The 17,242-nt window shown below is 56.6% G+C and carries 14 protein-coding genes, 1 tRNA gene and 2 pseudogenes; 3 read left to right on the forward strand and 14 right to left on the reverse strand.

The window, feature by feature from the left end; genetic code table 11:
- Positions 1–230: 230 nt before the first annotated feature.
- The 5 genes from G7K71_RS03700 to G7K71_RS03720 all read right to left on the reverse strand — a co-directional run bounded on the left by G7K71_RS03700 (position 231) and on the right by G7K71_RS03720 (position 5,600).
- Positions 231–305 (reverse strand) — tRNA-Val (locus G7K71_RS03700).
- Between the two features lie 79 nt (positions 306–384).
- On the reverse strand, positions 385–1,683 hold the full coding sequence (locus G7K71_RS03705; RefSeq protein ID WP_166343597.1) for a D-alanyl-D-alanine carboxypeptidase family protein: 1,299 nt from the start codon (positions 1,681–1,683) through the stop codon (positions 385–387).
- A 135-nt stretch (positions 1,684–1,818) separates the two neighbouring features.
- Positions 1,819–2,430 carry a DedA family protein gene (locus G7K71_RS03710; protein ID WP_166343599.1) on the reverse strand — a complete coding sequence of 204 codons (612 nt, stop codon included), beginning with the start codon at positions 2,428–2,430 and terminating at the stop codon, positions 1,819–1,821.
- Positions 2,431–2,518: 88 nt separating this feature from the next.
- Positions 2,519–4,018 (reverse strand): antitoxin Xre/MbcA/ParS toxin-binding domain-containing protein, encoded by a 1,500-nt coding sequence (locus tag G7K71_RS03715; RefSeq protein WP_166343601.1) that lies wholly within the window; start codon positions 4,016–4,018, stop codon positions 2,519–2,521.
- Positions 4,019–4,115: 97 nt separating this feature from the next.
- A complete protein-coding gene (locus tag G7K71_RS03720; RefSeq protein WP_166343603.1) occupies positions 4,116–5,600 on the reverse strand; it encodes a S41 family peptidase in 1,485 nt (494 codons plus the stop codon).
- Positions 5,601–5,776: 176 nt separating this feature from the next.
- On the opposite strand from G7K71_RS03720, the gene polA reads away from it, so the two are divergent.
- From polA to ytaF, 3 genes are all read left to right on the forward strand, one after another.
- Positions 5,777–8,443 carry a DNA polymerase I gene (polA, locus tag G7K71_RS03725; RefSeq protein WP_166343605.1) on the forward strand — a complete coding sequence of 889 codons (2,667 nt, stop codon included), beginning with the start codon at positions 5,777–5,779 and terminating at the stop codon, positions 8,441–8,443.
- Between the two features lie 11 nt (positions 8,444–8,454).
- On the forward strand, positions 8,455–9,279 hold the full coding sequence (gene mutM, locus G7K71_RS03730; RefSeq protein ID WP_166343607.1) for a DNA-formamidopyrimidine glycosylase: 825 nt from the start codon (positions 8,455–8,457) through the stop codon (positions 9,277–9,279).
- Between the two features lie 85 nt (positions 9,280–9,364).
- Positions 9,365–10,012 carry a sporulation membrane protein YtaF gene (gene ytaF / locus G7K71_RS03735; RefSeq protein WP_166343609.1) on the forward strand — a complete coding sequence of 216 codons (648 nt, stop codon included), beginning with the start codon at positions 9,365–9,367 and terminating at the stop codon, positions 10,010–10,012.
- 72 nt (positions 10,013–10,084) lie between these two features.
- Here ytaF and G7K71_RS03740 read toward each other — a convergent pair whose 3' ends face one another.
- The 9 genes and pseudogenes from G7K71_RS03740 to G7K71_RS03770 form a co-directional block, all read right to left on the reverse strand.
- The gene (locus G7K71_RS03740) at positions 10,085–11,920 is read right to left on the reverse strand and encodes an aldehyde ferredoxin oxidoreductase family protein (RefSeq protein WP_166343611.1); all 1,836 of its coding nucleotides are present in this window, start codon (positions 11,918–11,920) and stop codon (positions 10,085–10,087) included.
- A 12-nt stretch (positions 11,921–11,932) separates the two neighbouring features.
- On the reverse strand, positions 11,933–12,364 hold the full coding sequence (locus G7K71_RS03745; RefSeq protein ID WP_013821718.1) for a 4Fe-4S dicluster domain-containing protein: 432 nt from the start codon (positions 12,362–12,364) through the stop codon (positions 11,933–11,935).
- A gap of 22 nt (positions 12,365–12,386) precedes the next feature.
- Positions 12,387–12,704 carry a MoaD/ThiS family protein gene (locus tag G7K71_RS03750; RefSeq protein WP_166343613.1) on the reverse strand — a complete coding sequence of 106 codons (318 nt, stop codon included), beginning with the start codon at positions 12,702–12,704 and terminating at the stop codon, positions 12,387–12,389.
- A gap of 25 nt (positions 12,705–12,729) precedes the next feature.
- Positions 12,730–12,816 (reverse strand): aldehyde ferredoxin oxidoreductase C-terminal domain-containing protein, encoded by an 87-nt coding sequence (locus tag G7K71_RS19230; protein WP_243174674.1) that lies wholly within the window; start codon positions 12,814–12,816, stop codon positions 12,730–12,732.
- 91 nt (positions 12,817–12,907) lie between these two features.
- Positions 12,908–14,503, reverse strand: a pseudogene (locus tag G7K71_RS03755) (aldehyde ferredoxin oxidoreductase family protein); the annotation flags it as partial.
- A gap of 123 nt (positions 14,504–14,626) precedes the next feature.
- On the reverse strand, positions 14,627–15,355 hold the full coding sequence (locus G7K71_RS03760) for an N-acyl homoserine lactonase family protein (RefSeq protein ID WP_166343615.1): 729 nt from the start codon (positions 15,353–15,355) through the stop codon (positions 14,627–14,629).
- Between the two features lie 24 nt (positions 15,356–15,379).
- Positions 15,380–15,928: a TRAP transporter large permease subunit gene (locus tag G7K71_RS19235; protein WP_313884879.1), complete on the reverse strand. Its 549-nt coding sequence runs from the start codon at positions 15,926–15,928 to the stop codon at positions 15,380–15,382.
- A 79-nt stretch (positions 15,929–16,007) separates the two neighbouring features.
- Positions 16,008–16,661, reverse strand: a pseudogene (locus tag G7K71_RS19240) (TRAP transporter large permease); the annotation flags it as partial.
- Complete coding sequence (locus G7K71_RS03770) at positions 16,658–17,173, reverse strand: TRAP transporter small permease (protein ID WP_166343617.1); 516 nt, start codon at positions 17,171–17,173, stop codon at positions 16,658–16,660. The pseudogene G7K71_RS19240 and the gene G7K71_RS03770, both read right to left, overlap by 4 nt.
- Positions 17,174–17,242 lie beyond the last annotated feature (69 nt).

Consider the following 17,242-nt stretch of genomic DNA (forward strand, 5'->3'; position numbering starts at 1 on the left):
TAATTGCCGGTTCTTCTACAACTTTTTAGCTAAACGGTTACGTACCATCGTCATTTTTGGATTTTCTTTCTACTTTCCGGCGTGGAATCCTTCTCTGAAACGAAAAAGTTACTTTCCTGTCGCAAATTTTTCCTGTTCCGAGGTCAGGCCCCGGGCGGCCTTCCTGAAGGCAAAAGAAAAGCCTTCCGTTCAGGAAGGCGAATGATGGGCTGACAACACCTTGATTTTCCTGGTGGGCGGGGTAGGAATTGAACCTACGACCTTCTGCGCGTCAAGCAGACGTTCTCCCACTGAACTACCCGCCCGCATATGGTTACAACACCTATATTATGACGTAAACCGGGGAGGATGTCAAGGGGTGACCCCCGGAAAGTTGTTCCCCGGCTAAGGGAACCTCCCCCAAGGATAGGATACATTACAGCTAAATAAGAGGGGCAACCTGAAGAAGGGATCACAGGTGGCATCCACCGCACCAGCACCAGATGCGTTTGCTCGGGCCATTGTTTTTCGCCACCGGGAGAAGAGGCCTTTTTTCGGAACGTCCTGGCCGGTCACCAGGCCCGCCCGGCCCAGTTCCTCATCTTTTAAACGAAAGACTGCTTCACCCACTTTTTGCCCGGCCTTAACGGGGGCAGCAAGTGACGGCACCATCCTGACTTCCCTTCGCACCTGGGAAAGCTGGTCCCGGGCCAGGTCAACCTCCACTGGAGCAGCAATAATAACGGGTACCCTACCGGTCAGGCCGTTGGCAACGGGTAGCTGGGCCACCTCTTCCCCTTCGGCACCGAGGGTCACCCGTGTCACTTCGCTAAAACCATAGTCCAGCAGGGTAACCGCGTCCCGGTAGCGGTTGGCACTGTGGAGCACCACGGCAATCAACCGGCGGCCGCCCCGGGTGGCCGAAGCAATCAGGCAGTTGCCCGCCCGGGGGGTGGAGCCGGTTTTCACCCCGTCAATGCCCGGGTAGCTGCCTTCACGCAAAAGGCGGTTGGTGTTGTAAATGGTTTCTTTCCGCTTGGAATCACAAAAGCTGATGGTTGTTTCCCGGGTGCGTACTATCTGGTTAAAAAGGGGATTTTGCAGGGCGTAACGGGCAATCACGGCCAGGTCGCGGGCGCAGGTGTAATGCCGGGGATCATGATAACCGTTGGTATTGGCAAAGCGGGTGTGCAGGGCCCCCAGGACCAGTGCCTTGGCATTCATCATCTCGATAAAGGCCTCCTCGGAGCCGCCCACATGTTCCGCAATAGCCACGGTGCTGTCGTTGGCCGACATGATCAGGGCCGCCTTGAGCAGGTCTTCCAGGGTAATTTTTTCACCGGCCCGCAGGTCCAGCACGGAACCCATGCCTATGGCGGCAGCATTGCGGCTTACGGTTACCACATCGTTTAAACGGCCGTACTCCAGCGCGATAATGGCTGTCATGATCTTGGTCAGGCTGGCCGGCTCACGCCTTTGCAGGCCATTTTTATCGTAGAAGATCTGCCCCGTGCGCGCATCCATGAGCACAGCAGCATCTGCAGTTACAGAGGGCGGAACAGCTCCTGCAGGCGCAGGGAAGCACAAAAGCAAAGCGCCAGAGAGGAACAATGTCAGGGTTAAAATATATGCAGAATACCGGATGACGGCTGGGGCTTTCAAAAGCAGCCTGTCGCCCGTTTTTTCACCTGTTTTCCGTTTCAAAGCAACCCCTTCCCTTCTCCCCCTTATTTTCCCTCGCCCGCCGGGTGCTTTATGAAAGCAAAAAAAACCAGCCGCAGGAAAAGGCTGGTTGTAAAAAAGACTCGTTCAATGCCCGTCAGCCGGGCAAAATCCGGCCTATCTTCTCCGTTTGCGCCACAGGTAAACCACCAGCGCAACCAGTGCCAGGACCACCACCAGGTCCAGGCGGTGAAACCAGTATTTCAGATCCTGCCAGTGCTGGCCCATTTTCACACCCAGATAGGTGAGGAAAAAGCACCAGGGCAGAGAACCCAAAAAGGTGTAAATGACAAAACGGGGAAAGTTCATGCCGGAAATTCCCGCCGGCAGGGAAATAAAGGTGCGCACTACCGGCATCAGCCGGGTGAAGAATACTGTTGCCTCACCATAGCGATGAAACCATCTCTCCGCCAGTTCGAAGTGCTTGTGGGAAATCCCAATGTAGCGCCCGTAACGCAGTAAAAAAGGGCGCCCACCCCAAAAACCGATCAAATAAGAAATGATCGACCCCACGGTACCGCCAATGGTACCGGCCATTGCCGCCCAGAAGAAATCCAACCGGCCTGTGGACACCAGGTAGCCGCCAAAGGGGAGAATGACCTCGCTGGGCAGGGGTATGTTGGCACTCTCAATGGCCATGCCGATGGCAATCCCCCAGTACCCCAGGTCGGAAATAAAACCAACCACCCATTCAACAACAATTTCCAGCAAAGAAGAAAGATAATCCAACTAATAATCCCTCCGCCTGAAAAAGGGCGGGTGCTTAACCCGCCCTTTTCCTTGCAATATCATTCAATATCATGTATCTCAACCGGGGTTACAGCTTCAGGTTCTCAAGTATCTGGGCCAGAAGCGGATCAGCTTCCTTCAGCCCGGCGAGCGGCGACTTCCGTGTGGAATAGCGCTTGTCGAAGGCCACCAGATCCAGCGCCCGGCACATAGCCCGGAAATTGGCTGAAATGCTCGAGGGAGCCACCCCGTATTGCCTGGCCAGCTCATGCTGGCTCACCCGGTGATCGCACTCCAGGCGGGCCATGGCATATACCACCGTAGCCACCCACAGGGCCGGCTTGCGAAAGGAGGGCCGGACCTTGGAGCAGTAGTCGTGCCACAGGTGTAAAGCTCCCTGAACTTGACCCGGCCCATAACCTCTTCCCCTGAGGTCTTCCATCACACCCCGGGCCACATCGGCATGGGTTACCGTCGGCCACTGGTAATCCTCGGGCTTTTTAAAATTCCCCTGTTCCCGTAGATCCTGATCTACATTGCCACCGGCCGGCAAAAGCCCCAACTTGCGACGCACCTTCTGAACGTCGTAATGGGGTTCCCCCTTTAATTCCCGGCTGGTTTCCATCAATTCCAGTTCGCGAAACATCTCTTCCAGCCTGGCCCTGCCTTCGGCTGTACGGCAAGCCTCCCGGGGAGTTTTCCCACCCAGGGCCGGAACGGGCTTATCGATCCAGCGGTCGTAATATTCATCTAAGATGGCCTCGGTAATTTGCTGGGCAATCCGGGCCGAAATCCTGTCAAACAAGTCATCGTTGACCGGCGGAAAATACTCGTCTCCCTCACTATCATCAACTAAATGGGGCAAGGTATAATTAAACCCCATTTCCACCACGATACCATTGATGATATGGGAACGTTCCCGCAGGTAGTCACTGAGCACCTGCTTGGTAGAAGCATTTCGTTTCCGGGCATAAAACCGCAGGTCCCGGCGCAACTTTTTCAACAGGACATCCTTGCAGAAACCCGGTAAAGCAAGACCACTGGTGGAAAACTCGTACTCGTCTCCCACCTTTAAAATCCGCATAAGCAGGATAGTCCCGGGTTGAAGTTCCACAGCTGCATTTATATCGTGCACCTTTAATTCTTTTTTCTGAAGGAGATCCCGTAATACAACCCCTTTACGAGGAAGAACCTGGAGCACTTCATAAAGGGAAATTCTCGCCGCGGCCCAGTCTGCCAGTAAGGTCTGCTCCCTTTCCGAGAGGTCAGGATTCTGCCGGAACATTTCAATGATGGTTGACCCGTTGGGGAGGACATAATCGAAGATAAACCATTCAAAGCATCTTTCCATGGTAAATTCGTCATCCCGGTCAACCAGTTCCGGATCAAGACAACTGAGATACTTCTCCTGGGCCTTAAGTGCTTCCTGAGCAAAACACTGGCTATCGGCAAATTCGCCCAGTTTACGGCGTAACTCCTGGCCGGCACGCCGCCACCTGTACTGTTCCAAAAAAATTACCTTTTCCCTGACACCACAACATTTGCGATAAGATTTCCCGCTCCCGCAAGGGCAAAGATATTCACCCATTTTAAAACACCCCCTTTGCCGGCAGAAAACCTGGCCCGCGGGTTATGCATGCATTCTTTTATTTTAGTTTATTCTAAGTGATTCAACACGGGCAGCATTATTCCTGCTTAACCGGTAATAATTCCAGTTTTAGTTGTTCCCCCTCCCGTTCGACTTTTACTCCCAACCGGGAAAAAAGGGAGACCGGCAGGTATATACTCCCTCCCCGGATCATGAGAGATCCCAATCCCACCTTTTGTCCCCCGATTATGGCCGTTTTCATGCCCACGTCCAGAATAAGCTCCCGGTCACCGGCACGGGCTAAAACCTTATGACCTTCGCGGTGCCAGTGGACGCTGAACCCCAGAGCCTCCAGGGTAAAACGCAGGGGAACATAAATTTCCCCGGCCTGAATCAGGGGTGATATAAAATCGCCTATCTTTTCCCCGCTAACTATAACACCGGTGCCCGAAAAATTAAATATTATACTGCGCGGTGAGTGGGGCTGCAATTCCTGCCGGGCAGCCACCAGCTGCAGGGATGGCGTGGAAACCCACCGGTCGGGCTCAATGCCCCGGCCGTCAATAGACCTGCCGGCCGGGGTTAGATAACGGGCAATGGTTAATTTCAGTGCGCCTCCTGTTTCCAGGGGAATGATGGCCTGGACAACCCCCTTGCCGTAGGTACGGTCACCCACCAGCACCGCCCGCCGGTAGTCCTGCAATGCTGCGGCCAGGACTTCGGCGGAACTGGCGCTTGTGTCGTTGACCAGAACCACCAGGGGCAGATCAAGGGTGGGGGTTTTACCGGCAGTATAATACACTTCTTTGTGATCATTCCTGTCCAGCGTAGTAACCACCACCTGACCGGCCGGCAAGAAATAACCGGCCAGATCAACGGCCGCCTGCAGGTAGCCCCCCGGATCATTGCGCAAATCCAGGATCATTCCCTTGATTCCCCTGGCCCGGAATTCCTGCATCAGGACACCAAATTCCTCAGCCGTCCTGGAACCAAAAACATGCACTCTCACGTAGCCGATATTCCCAGGAAGCATTTCCCCTTCAACCGGGGGACTGCTTACCTTTTCCCGTACAAGTTCCACCTCAAAATCAGGAACACCTCCGCGGCGAATGGTCAGTTGCACCCGGGATCCGGCCGGGCCGCGAATTTTTTCCACCACCTGGGAAAGGGTTAACCCGGCTGTATCTTCCCCATTCACCCGAATAATCAGGTCTTTTTCCCTGATTCCGGCCCGGTAAGCCGGTGAGTTGCGCAGTACCCTGGCCACCTGGGGGTAAGGGGGCCACCCTTCCAGTTCCACGCCAATTCCGGCGAAGTTACCTTCCAGAGAACCGGTAAAATTATCAAGATCTTCGGCTGTAAAATATTCCGTATAAGGGTCACCCACGCTGCTTAGAAGGCCGTTAATGGCCCCCTCCACAAGCTGGTCCACACCGGGACGGGCAATATGGTAATGGTAAACATAGTCCATCACTTCTGTCACCGCAGCAGCTGCCCGTTCCAGGTCGTCGCCCGCACCGGCAGGAAAAACAGGCAGAAAAAATAATAAAGCCATTACCAGAAGGATTAATCTTGTCCGCAAGCCGGCTCACCCCAAAGCTTTTAATCCATAAGCTGTAATTCGCCCTGCCAGGTTTAATCTCCTGCCGCCAAGCTCCGGAAGAAAACAGGGAGATGTTTAAATTTATCAACATTCTTATGCAGAAGGTATTGGAGATTTATATGGTGAAATAATTTAAAAAAGGCAGGTGTGTAGTTTTGCAGGAAAGCACGTTCTTAATCCTGGACGGCAACAGCCTGGCCCACCGGGCCTTTCATGCCATACCCCATCTGGCGACCAGTCAAGGGGTAACAACCAATGCCGTCTACGGTTTTACCAATATGCTCCTCAAGGTTCTCAAAGAACTCAAACCCGGCCTGGTAGCCGTTTGCTTTGATAAGGGAAAGATCACCTTTCGCCACGATCATTATGAGGATTACAAGGCCCACCGTCCGGGTACCCCCGATGAGCTGCGCCCCCAGTTCCTCCTGATCAAAGAAGTTTTAGCGGCCATGAACATCCCCGTGCTGGAACGTGAGGGATATGAGGCCGATGATCTAATCGGGACGCTGGTCAACCGGGCAGAGCAAGCGGGAATATCCAGCATTATCGTTACCGGTGACCAGGATACCCTGCAACTGGTCTCACCTCTGACCAGGGTGTTCCTCACCCGCAAGGGAATCAGTGAACTGGAGGAATACACTGAGGGCCGGGTATGGGAGCGCTTTGGCATTACCCCGGCCCAGTTTCCCGATTATAAAGGACTGGTGGGAGATCCTTCCGACAATATTCCCGGGGTACCGGGAATTGGTCCTAAAACAGCTAAAGCTTTGCTTAAAGAATATGGCTGCCTGGAAGAACTGGTGTCCCAAGTCGACACCCTGCCCGTCCGTTTCCGGGATAAAATACTCCCTTATCAGGAACAGGCCTTGTTGTCCAAACGACTGGCCACCATTGAGCGGGAGGTACCCCTGGAAATTGACGTGGACGCTTTTCGCTGGCCGGGGCCGGATTACAACCGGTTGCTGGCCCTCTTCAGCAGGCTGGAATTTAAAACTTTAATCCGGGCTATCAGGCAGGAGCTTGGGCAAAAAGAGGAAGATAAAGGCAGGCAGCCTGCCCGGGAGGTGGAAACCTACCGGGTAACCTTCCGGCACCTGGCAGATCAGGAAGAGTTATCCCGTTTGGTGGAACTGTGCCGGCGCGCGGGCCGGGTGGCTATAGCTTTGAGTGGGAGCCGCCAGGAAGGCATAGTGGCGGCGGCCCTGGGATTAAAAGCCCCCGGGGACAGTCCGGAAGCACCCTATCTATCAATCTTTTACCTGGAACCGGGGGACCCGGCCAGCAACCCGGCAGCCCTGGATGCCCTGGCCGGGATTTTCCGCGACCCCGATACAGAAAAGCTCCTCCATGACGGCAAGAGCGCCCTGTGGCTTTTACAAAAGCACGGCCTCGCCTTAAACAACCTGGCTTTTGATACCATGGTGGCTGCGTACCTGCTCAATCCCGCCTCGGCCAACCAGGAACTCGCGGACCTGGCCCTGGAACATTTAAAAGTTGTCCTGCCCGCCCGGGGTGAGGAAGCCCTGGCGGCCCGGGCCGACGTCATCTGGCGCCTGTCGGAACTGCTGGCCGAAAAGCTGCGCCTGGCGGAAATGGAAAGGTTGTATTACGAAGTAGAGCTGCCCCTGGTAGCCGTACTGGCCGACATGGAAATGACCGGGGTGGCCGTGGATAAACAATACCTGGAAGAAATGTCCCGGGAACTGGAGATAAAGCTCGCCGCTACAGCGGAGCAGATTTACCAGCTGGCCGGGGAACAATTTAACATCAACTCCACCCGCCAGCTGGGTTACATCCTTTTTGAAAAGCTGGAATTGCCCGTAATCAAAAAAACCAAAACAAGTTATTCCACCGATGCTTCCGTGCTGGAGGAACTGGCCGGCGCTCATCCCATTGTTCCTCTGGTACTGGAATACCGCCAGCTGATGAAATTAAAATCCACCTACGTTGACGGCCTGGCCGCCCTGATCAATCCCGAAACGGGCCGGTTGCATACCACCTTCCACCAGACGGTAACGGCTACCGGACGGCTATCCAGCTCCGATCCCAACTTGCAGAACATCCCCATCCGCATGGAGGAAGGACGCAAAATCAGAAGGGTTTTCATCCCCCGCCGGGAGGGAAACCTGATCCTTACCGCCGATTACTCCCAGATCGAATTGCGGATTCTGGCCCATATGGCCGGGGATCCCAACCTGCTGGAAGCCTTCCGCCAGGGCCAGGACATCCACACCCGCACGGCCGCCGAGGTTTTTGGCGTGGCCATCACCGAAGTAACGGCCGATATGCGGGGCCGGGCCAAGGCGGTCAACTTCGGTATTGTCTACGGCATCAGTGATTTTGGCCTGGCCCGGGACATTAACGTCTCCCGCCAGGAAGCCCGGCAATACATTGAAAATTACTTTGCCCGTTACGCAGGGGTAAAGGCTTTTATAGAGCGCACCATCCAGCAGGCCAGGGAGAAGGGCTACGTAACCACTCTTTTAAACCGGCGCCGCTACCTGCCGGATCTCTTTAGCGCCAACCGTAACGTGCGCATGTTTGGCGAGCGTACCGCCATCAATACACCCATTCAGGGCAGCGCCGCCGACATCATCAAGCTGGCCATGGTGCGTATCCACCGGGAATTAAAGGAGCGGGGACTGGCCACCAGGATGATCCTGCAGGTGCACGACGAATTGATTTTCGACATGCCCGCCGGGGAACTGCCGGAGGTTTCCGAACTGGTCCGGCGGCACATGGAAAACGCCCTGGTGCTGGATGTCCCGCTGGTGGTAGACATGAAGCTGGGGCCAAACTGGTACGAGGTGAAGAAAATTTAGGAGAGAAGCAGATGCCTGAATTACCGGAGGTAGAAACGGTCAAGCGCACCCTGAAGGAAAGATTACCCGGCTTCACCATCTGCGGCGTTGACATCTATCTTCCCAAAATCATCCAGACGCCTTCACCGGAGGAATTCTGCCGCCAGGTGGTGGACAAAAGGATCCTGGACGTAGGCCGCCGGGGCAAGTACCTTTTAATCTCCCTTTCCCGGGGGCTGATGCTGGTCGTCCACCTGCGCATGACGGGGCAGCTTGTTTACACCGTCACGGATGAACCCCGGTCCAAACACACCCACCTGGTTTTTCACCTGAACAACGGCCACCAGCTGCGCTTTACCGATATGCGCCAGTTCGGCCGCTTCTGGCTGGTGCCGGCAAAGGAGTTCAAGACCGTCAGCGGGTTGAAAGACCTGGGGGTGGAGCCCTTAAGCAAGGAATTTACCATAGATTTTCTCAAAAAGGAATTAAAAAAGCGGCGCACCCGTTTAAAAACCCTTTTACTGGACCAGACATTTATTTCCGGCCTGGGCAACATCTACGTAGATGAAGCCCTCCACCGGGCGGGGCTGCACCCCTCAAGACAGGCAAACACCCTCACTCCCGGGGAAGTGGAGGCCCTTTTCCAGGCCATCCGGGCGGTGCTGGAAGAGGGAATTGCCAGCCGGGGTACCAGCGTGAGGGACTATGTGGACGGCACGGGACAGGCCGGTACCTTTCAAGAAAAACTAAGGGTTTACGGCAGAAGCGGCCGGCCCTGCATGCGGTGCGGCAAAACTATCGAACGCCTGCGCCTGGGTGGCCGTAGCGCCTACTTTTGTCCCGGATGCCAGAAGTAACCGGGGCTTTTAAAATCACCATTCGGCCGTTCCTCCCATACAAATGGTTAGGAGACTTTAAAAACCACCCGGGAGGGACTGGTCAGTGGAATTATTCACCATCCTCATCTTTGCCCTCGCCCTGAATATGGACGCCTTCGCAACCGGGGTAGCCTACGGGGTAAGGGGTATCCGGCTGCCCTTTTCTTCCGTACTGATCATCAGCCTCATGTCGGTGACGGCCATCAGCCTTTCCATGATCGCCGGGAACCTGGTGGCCCAGGCCATCTCCATAAGCTTCGCCCGGCGCCTGGGCGGGATCATCTTAATACTCATCGGGCTCTGGATAATGTTCCAGGCTCTCAGGGAAGGCAAAAAAGGAGTTGGACCGTCTGCCTGTGAAGAGGAACCCCAAACGGTGGTCCAAATAAGGATCCGCACCCTGGGGGTAATGGTCCAGGTACTGCGGGAACCCCACCGGGCCGACCTGGACCGCTCGGGCGTGATCTCTGCCGGGGAGGCCATCCTGCTGGGCCTGGCCCTGGCCCTGGACGCCTTCGGCGCCGGCTTTGCCTTTTCCATGCTGGGTTTCGACCTGGTGCTCACCGCCCTTTTAGTTGGCGCCGGGCATATAATTACCACTTATGCGGGCCTGCTGGCCGGACGGGGGTTTGGTGCCACCGCTCTGGGCCGCCAGTTCTCCGCCCTGCCCGGGTACATATTAATCTTGCTGGGGCTATTCAAACTGCAGTGACAGCGTTTGGTTAGGCTTATTAGGCCCTGGGACTGCCAGCAGGCGTTGCCCAGGGCTCTATGCATTCATGGGTCACTTTAGCCCCAGCTTTTTCAGAGTGGATTCCGTCGGCACACCGGTTTCAGGGTCCCAGCCGCGGATCTGGTAATACTCGTCAAGCATGGTGTCAAGCTCCTCACGACTGACGTACATCCCTGCGCTGGGACCTCCGGGGATCCCTTCCTTCAGGAAGCGTTCGGGCAGGGTGTCGTCCTTGCGGCGGACTCCTTCCCGCACGTTAAACATCCTTTCCAGAGTGTATATCCGCTCGGCCGCCAGAGTCAGCTCCTCAAGGCTGAATTCCATGCCGGTGGCCAGGCTGGCCAGCTCAACATATCTTTCATTGAGGAACGCCCCGTGGAAACCCTCGGAGTGGCGGCGGCACACGATCAGGCAGTCGCCGATGGTGGTCATGTCCTGGTTTTTCTTGACCAGGGCGGCCTTGCCCTCGATGGTGGCCCGGTCAAACTTGCCGGACCTTTCGGGCCCCGGCCGGAAATCCTGGTGGCTGCCTCCCCTGGAAGAAGTGGCGTACCCCAGCCCCATGCCCTTCAGGCCCCGGGCGGTGTGGCCGGGCAACTCCAGACCCTTCACGTGAATGGCAAAGTACTCGGAGCCCTTGCCGATGCGCCGGCTTATTTCCCGCACGCCTTCTGCCAGCAGGTCACCGACCCCCTCCCTGGCGGCTATTTTGGGCAGCAGGTCAAGCATAGCCCGGCAGTTGCCAAATCTCACATCCATGCCGTCCAGTTCCTGCGCACTCAAAATTCCCTTTTCCACACACTCCATCACAAAGGCTATGACCACACCGGTGCTTATGGTGTCCAGCCCCAATTCGTCGCTCAGCCTGTCGGCCAGGATAATCGACTCCACATTGCCGTTGCCGATCAAGGACCCGTAAGAATACAGGGTTTCATACTCGGGTCCGCGGCTTGTGGCTCCCTTGAAGGGGCCCTCGCAGGCCCGCCAGATTATGGCGGAACGGGCGATGCAGCTGGCGCAGGCCTTGTGCCCCACCCTCAGCCCCCGGTTGACCATGTCATTGCCGCTGATCTTTTCGGCGTCGGCGAATACCTCCTGCTGCCAGTTGTAAGATCCCAGTATACCCAGGGCGTTGTTCCCGGCCACCGACACAGTACTACCAAATGTTGGTATATTCTTGGCAAAGGCTGGCTGGCGCAACATTTCGTCGTAGGTGCGCCGGGCGTACTCCAGTATTTTTTGTGTATTGGGGTGGGGAACCCCCCCGGTTCCCCGCACGGCAATTGCCTTTACCTTTTTGGATCCCAGAACCGCCCCCAGGCCGCCCCGGCCGAAGGCCCTGGTGGAATGGATAATAGTGGCGAATTTAACCAGGTTCTCCCCGGCAGGGCCGATGGCCGCCACCTGCACGCGCGGGTCACCCAGCTCTTCCTTGATAGCCCTTTCGGTTTCCGAGGTCTTCTTCCCCCACAGGTGGGCCGCCGGGCGTATTTCCACCCGGCCGTCGTCCACGAACAAGTAGACCGGATCGGCCGCCGCCCCCTGCAGGACCAGCGCCTCGCAGCCCGCCTCCTTCAGTTCCGTACCCCACTGCCCACCCATATAGCTGTCAATGAAAATTCCCGTCAAGGGCGACTTGGTGGCGGCGGCGGTAATGGCGGCGCCCGGAATAACCGTCCCGGTGGCCGGGCCTACTGCGAAAACCACGGCGTTTTCCGGCCCCAGGGGATCCACCCCCGCCCGCAAAAGGTCATATAAAATCTTAACGGCGAAGCCGTTGCCCCCGATGAATTTCCGGCGCATCTCGGGGCTGACGGCTTCCTGCCTGGTTTTCCCGGTACTCAGGTCAACGAACAGGATCATCTGCTGCGAGTTGTCTCTGGCCATTCCCTGTCCCTCCTATTCAACTCCTACGGCGTTTTCATGGACCAGGCGAAGGGCCCCGGCAACGCAGTATTTCACGCAGAGGGGATCGCCTTCGCAGAGGTCACACTTGCTTGGAAAATCAAGGTCGGGGTGAAGTATCACGGCCCCGAAGGGGCAGGCTTCAGCGCAGTTGCCGCAGCCTATGCAGCTGTTCCTGCTGATCCGTACAATCCCGTCCCCGCCCCGGGAAATACTCTCCGTGGGGCAGTTTTCGGCGCAAAGGGGCCGCCTGCACTGCCTGCACAAAACCGGCCTGATGTCCTCCTCCAGTTCGCCCCTGAAGAGCACCCTGATGGCCGCCATTTTACGGTTAAAGCCTTTATTATCCAAAATCCGGGTGGAACAAACGGCCTCGCATACGCGGCATCCCGTGCACTTTTCAGCGTCAACCAGTATCCTATACATAAAACTTGCACCCCCAAGAAGATTAGCCCCCCAGGGCGGGGGGTAAAAATAACACCTCGTCACCTGTCTTTAAGAGTAGAGAAAACTTTTCAACGCTGTTGAGTATTTTACCGTTCACGGCCAGGGCCATCAGGTTCCACACCTTCCCCGTGCCGGGATCAATCAACTGGTCCCGCAGGTCGCCGCCATAGCGGTCGGCCAGCCAGGCAATCAGGTCATTGACGCTGGATCCCTGGGGAAGTTGTATTTCCACCCTGCCCTGCCCGGTAAGCAGGCGGTAATTGCCCAGGAACACCACCGATATGGTCACCGTACCGCCTTTTCCTTCATTAAAGCCCATCCCGAACCACCCCCCGCGCGGCATTTTACAGGCCCAGCTCCCTGAGTTTCTCCTCCGTGGGAGCGCCGGTCCGCGGGTCCCAGCCCCGGGCGGTGTAGTACTCGTCCAGCATCTGGTCCAGGTCTGCCCTGAGTACGACCCGCCCCGCCGCGGGCCCCCCCCGGAATGGGTTCCTCCAGGAAGCGTTCCGGTAGCCGGTCGTCCTTGCGGGTTAACCCTTCGCGGACGTTGAAGAGCCTCTCCAGGGTGTAAACCCTTTCCCCTACCTTTCTTAAATCCTCCAGCGAGTAGCCGGCACCGGTGGTCAGGTTAGCCATTCTGACGTGATCCTCGCCCAGGAAGAAGCCGTAAATCCCCTCGGTGTAGCGGCAAATAATCAGTGAATCGCATACAGCGGTCATGTCCTGGTTGTCCTTGTTCATCCTCCCCTTGCCCTGCACCGCCAGGGGGTCGAACTGTCCCGAACGCTCCACGGTGGGCCGGGTGTCCTGGTGAGTGCCGCCCCGGGTGGAAACGGCATACCCCAGGGCCATCCCTTTTAGTCCCCGGGCCGAGTGGCCGGGCAGTTCCATGCCCTTGACATGCATGGCGTACTTTTCGCTGCCGCGCCCGATTATTTCCGCAGCCCGCTTCACACCTTCGGCCAGGGTGTCCCCCAGCCCCCTGCGGTAGGCTATATCCTGCAGGAGATCAATGGCCGCCCGGTGGTTGCCGAAATGCAGGTCAATCCCACCGGTGTCCCCGGGGGACAAAATTCCCCTTTCAAAGGCCTCCATGGCAAAAGCGATGGTCACCCCCGAGGAAATGGTGTCGATTCCCAATTCATCGCACATCCGGTCCGCATATATGATTGAATCCAGGTCGCTGTTGCCCAGCAGCGACCCAAAGGAATACAGGGTCTCGTATTCCGGCCCTTCTGTAATTACCGGCCCCCCGTCAACGCCGTAGGTGCTGGCAACTTTGCCGCAGCCGATGGGGCATCCGGGGCACGCCTTGCTGCGGATAAAGTATCCTTCATCCCTCAATCTTTCACCACTGATGTTCTCTGCGCCGGCAAAAACTTCTTCCTGCCAGTTTCTGGCGGGGAGCATGCCAAGCCTGTTAAAGGCGTTTACTCCCGCCCCCGTCCCCACCTCGGGCAATAACTTCCCGGTCCCCGGATGCTCCCTCAACCGCCTTAAGCTGTCGTGGAAAAACCGCCACATGCCCTCCTGATCGGGCACAAAAACGGGTTTCTGCCCTCGTACGGCAATGGCCTTTAATTTTTTGGCCCCCATCACTGCCCCCATGCCGCCCCTGCCGGCGGCCCGGGTGCCGGCGATAATGGAGGCGTACCGGACCAGGTTTTCTCCCGCCGGGCCGATGGCTGCCACCGCTAAACCGGGTATTTGACACTCGCCGGCAATGCGCCTCTGGGCGCCGGAGACCATGCGCCCCCACAGGTGGCCGGCGTCCCTTAACTCCACGTGGTCCCCGTCTATGAGCAGGTAAACCGGTGCCGGCGAGACCCCGGTCACAACCAGGGCGTCATAGCCGGCGCATTTTAGCTCCTCCCCCCAGCTACCGCCCGCGTAGCTGTCCACAAAAAGGCCCGTCAGGGGCGACTTTGACCCCACCACAAATCGTGAACTGCAGGGAATCAGGGTTCCCGCCGCCGGGCCCACGGCGAAGACCAGCACATTTTCCGGGCCTAACGGATCCGCACCCGGCCTTATCAAATCATAAGCCAGCTTCACGGCAAAGCCGTTCCCGCCCAGGAACTTCCTTTTCAGATCTTCCGGCGTGTTCTCCCGCCTCACCGTGCGGGAGGACAGATCAACGAAGAGAATGCTGCCGGCATAAGCGTCCTTGCCTGACAACGGAAAATATCCCTCCCCCCGGCCAAAAATTCAACGGCCGCTTTGATATCAACCTCAGGTCATTCAGGGGTAGCACTTTTTGTCAAATATCCTGGGATCGTGGCCGGGCAGCACAAAATCGGCCAGGCGCCGGATCTTTTCGAATGAGCGGTAGACCTGGCGCAGGTCCACGTATATCTGGCCAGGCACCGGCGGGTCGGCCTCCCAGTTTTCCCACAGCGCCACGGCGTCACTGGCTATAAAACAGGTGCCGGAAACCGTTTCCACGGCCACGCCCTGCATACCCGGGGTGTGTCCCGGGATATGAACGGCCCAGACTCCGGGGATGATCTCTACATCGCCCTCAATTTCCCTTATATTATCCGCGGCTTTCAGATAAGGCGGCGCCCCCAGATCGGTTTCGTAGTAGCGCCTGTCCCTGGGCAGCGGGTCGGCGGCGTATGCCAGTTCCTCCCTCTGCACGTAAATCACGGCGTTCTCGAAGAGGTGGTTGTTGAAGCAGTGATCCCAGTGCAAATGGGTGTTGATTACAATTCTGATCTCCTTCGGACTGATCCCCAGTGACTCCAGCGCTCTATCGATCCTCTGTTCCTCGGTGCGCACCATGGGATTGTGGTATTTCCTGCTCCACTCCGGGTCCCCGGCCCCGGTGTCCACCAGGACCCATTCCTTTCCGCCCTCGATAAGCCAGGCCACTACCGGGATGTCAATCTTTGTCCCGGCGTCCCTGACCGAAGTAAGCCCCGACTTGTCCACGGTCATAGACCCTAGATGCAGCGGTATAACCTTCAAAACAAGACCTCCTTTGCCGTTAAACTACATCCCTAAAGCACGCGGCACAAAAAGGGTAATCTCGGGAATGTAAGTAATCAGCAAAAGTATGGCGATTTCCACCAGAACAAAGGGCCAGATGGCCCGGCTTATCTTCTCCAGGGAAACTCCGGCCACGGGCGCTGCCACAAACAGGTTGATGCCCACCGGAGGAGTTGCCAGCCCGATGCAGAGGTTGATCACCATAATCACGGCAAAGTGGAGCGGATCAACGCCAACCTTGATGGCAATGGGCGCCAGGATGGGAGCCAGCAGCAATATGATGGCGTTGGTTTCCATCAGCATGCCCATGATCAGCAATAATACGTTGATTAAGAGCAGAATTACGTATTTGTTTTGCGTTATGCCCAGCATTAACCCGGCCACCTGCTGGGGCACCTGGTTTAAGGACAACAACCAGCCAAAGGGATTGGCCGCCGCCACAATGAGCATAATCACAGCCGCCATTACACCGCTGCTCAACAGCGACTCTACCAAATCCTTCAGCCGCAGGGAACGGTAAACGAAAATACCGATCAGCAGCGCATATACCACAGCAACGGCGCCGCCCTCGGTGGGGGTGAAAATGCCCCCCCCTGATTCCAAAAAGAATGATGAATGGCATCATCAGCGCCAGGGAAGCGTCTTTTAATCCTGAGAAGAACTGAGCCCAGGAAAATGGCTTATCACTTCTGGGATATTTATTTTTTTTGCTTATATAATAGGCGGTAACCATAAGCGACAGGCCGATCATGAGGCCGGGAACAATGCCCGCCATAAACATGGCGCCGATGGAAACATTCATCAAAGATCCATATACAATCATTACAATGCTGGGCGGGATAATGGGCCCCAATACCCCGGTGGCCGCGGCCACGGCGGCGCTGTAACTGACATCGTACCCTTCCCGCTTCATGCCGGGAACCAGAACCTTGGCCAGGGCCGCCGTGTCAGCAGCCCCGGATCCGCTGAGCCCGGCAAAAATGGTCCCCGAGAGAATCATCACCTGGGATAGGCCGCCGGTGACGCGACCCACCACAATTTTTATAAAGTTGATCAGTCTGGTGGTAATTCCGGTCCTATCCATCAGGTCACCGGCCAGGAGGAAGAGGGGTATGGCCATGAGGGGAAAGGAAGCCGATGCCTGGTACATCTGCTGCGCCATCACATCCAGGCTCACCTTGCTGGTCGCCAGCAGAAAGACCACCGTCCCCAGGGACAGGCTAAAGGCTATAGGTATTCCGCCAATTAAGGCAATGACAAAGGGAATCACCAGCCAGGCAATCATGCCGTTTCCTCCTTGGTTATAATTGCCCTCAGATCCCTCATCAACAGGAAAAGAGCCTGCACAAGCATCATCAAACCTCCCGCCACGAGGCTAAACCGCGGCCAGAACATGGAAATTCCCAGGGCGGAAGAAGAAACGCCGAGGTTCATCTGAGCCACAGTAAAGCCGTATTTAATCAGCAGGACCACGAAAAACAAAATGGCCACTTTGGTGCACAAGCCCACAACGCGGGTCAAAGGCGCGGGCAGCAGGTTAACAAACAGCTCAACGCCGATGTGGCCCATATTCCTCAGGGCGATGCTGGACCCGGTGAAAGTAATCCAGGCCATTAGGAAAACATTCAGTTCTTCAGGCCAGATAAGGGCCGCATTCAAAATATAGCGAAAAAATATCTGGGCCGCCGTGGTCAAGGTCATGGTGGCCAGAAAGGCAATGACCATGAATTGGGCCAGGGCGTTTACCGCCAGGCTGATTTTTTCCATGGCCGAATAGCAGCGGTTAAACCAAGACATCAGCATCCCCTTCCCCATTAATTCGGTGGAGGGGAGCCCCGAAGGGCCCCTCCGTTAAAGGCGACAGTA

It is taken from the genome of Desulfofundulus sp. TPOSR (assembly GCF_011393055.1).
Classification (GTDB): Bacteria; Bacillota; Desulfotomaculia; order Desulfotomaculales; family Desulfovirgulaceae; genus Desulfofundulus; species Desulfofundulus kuznetsovii.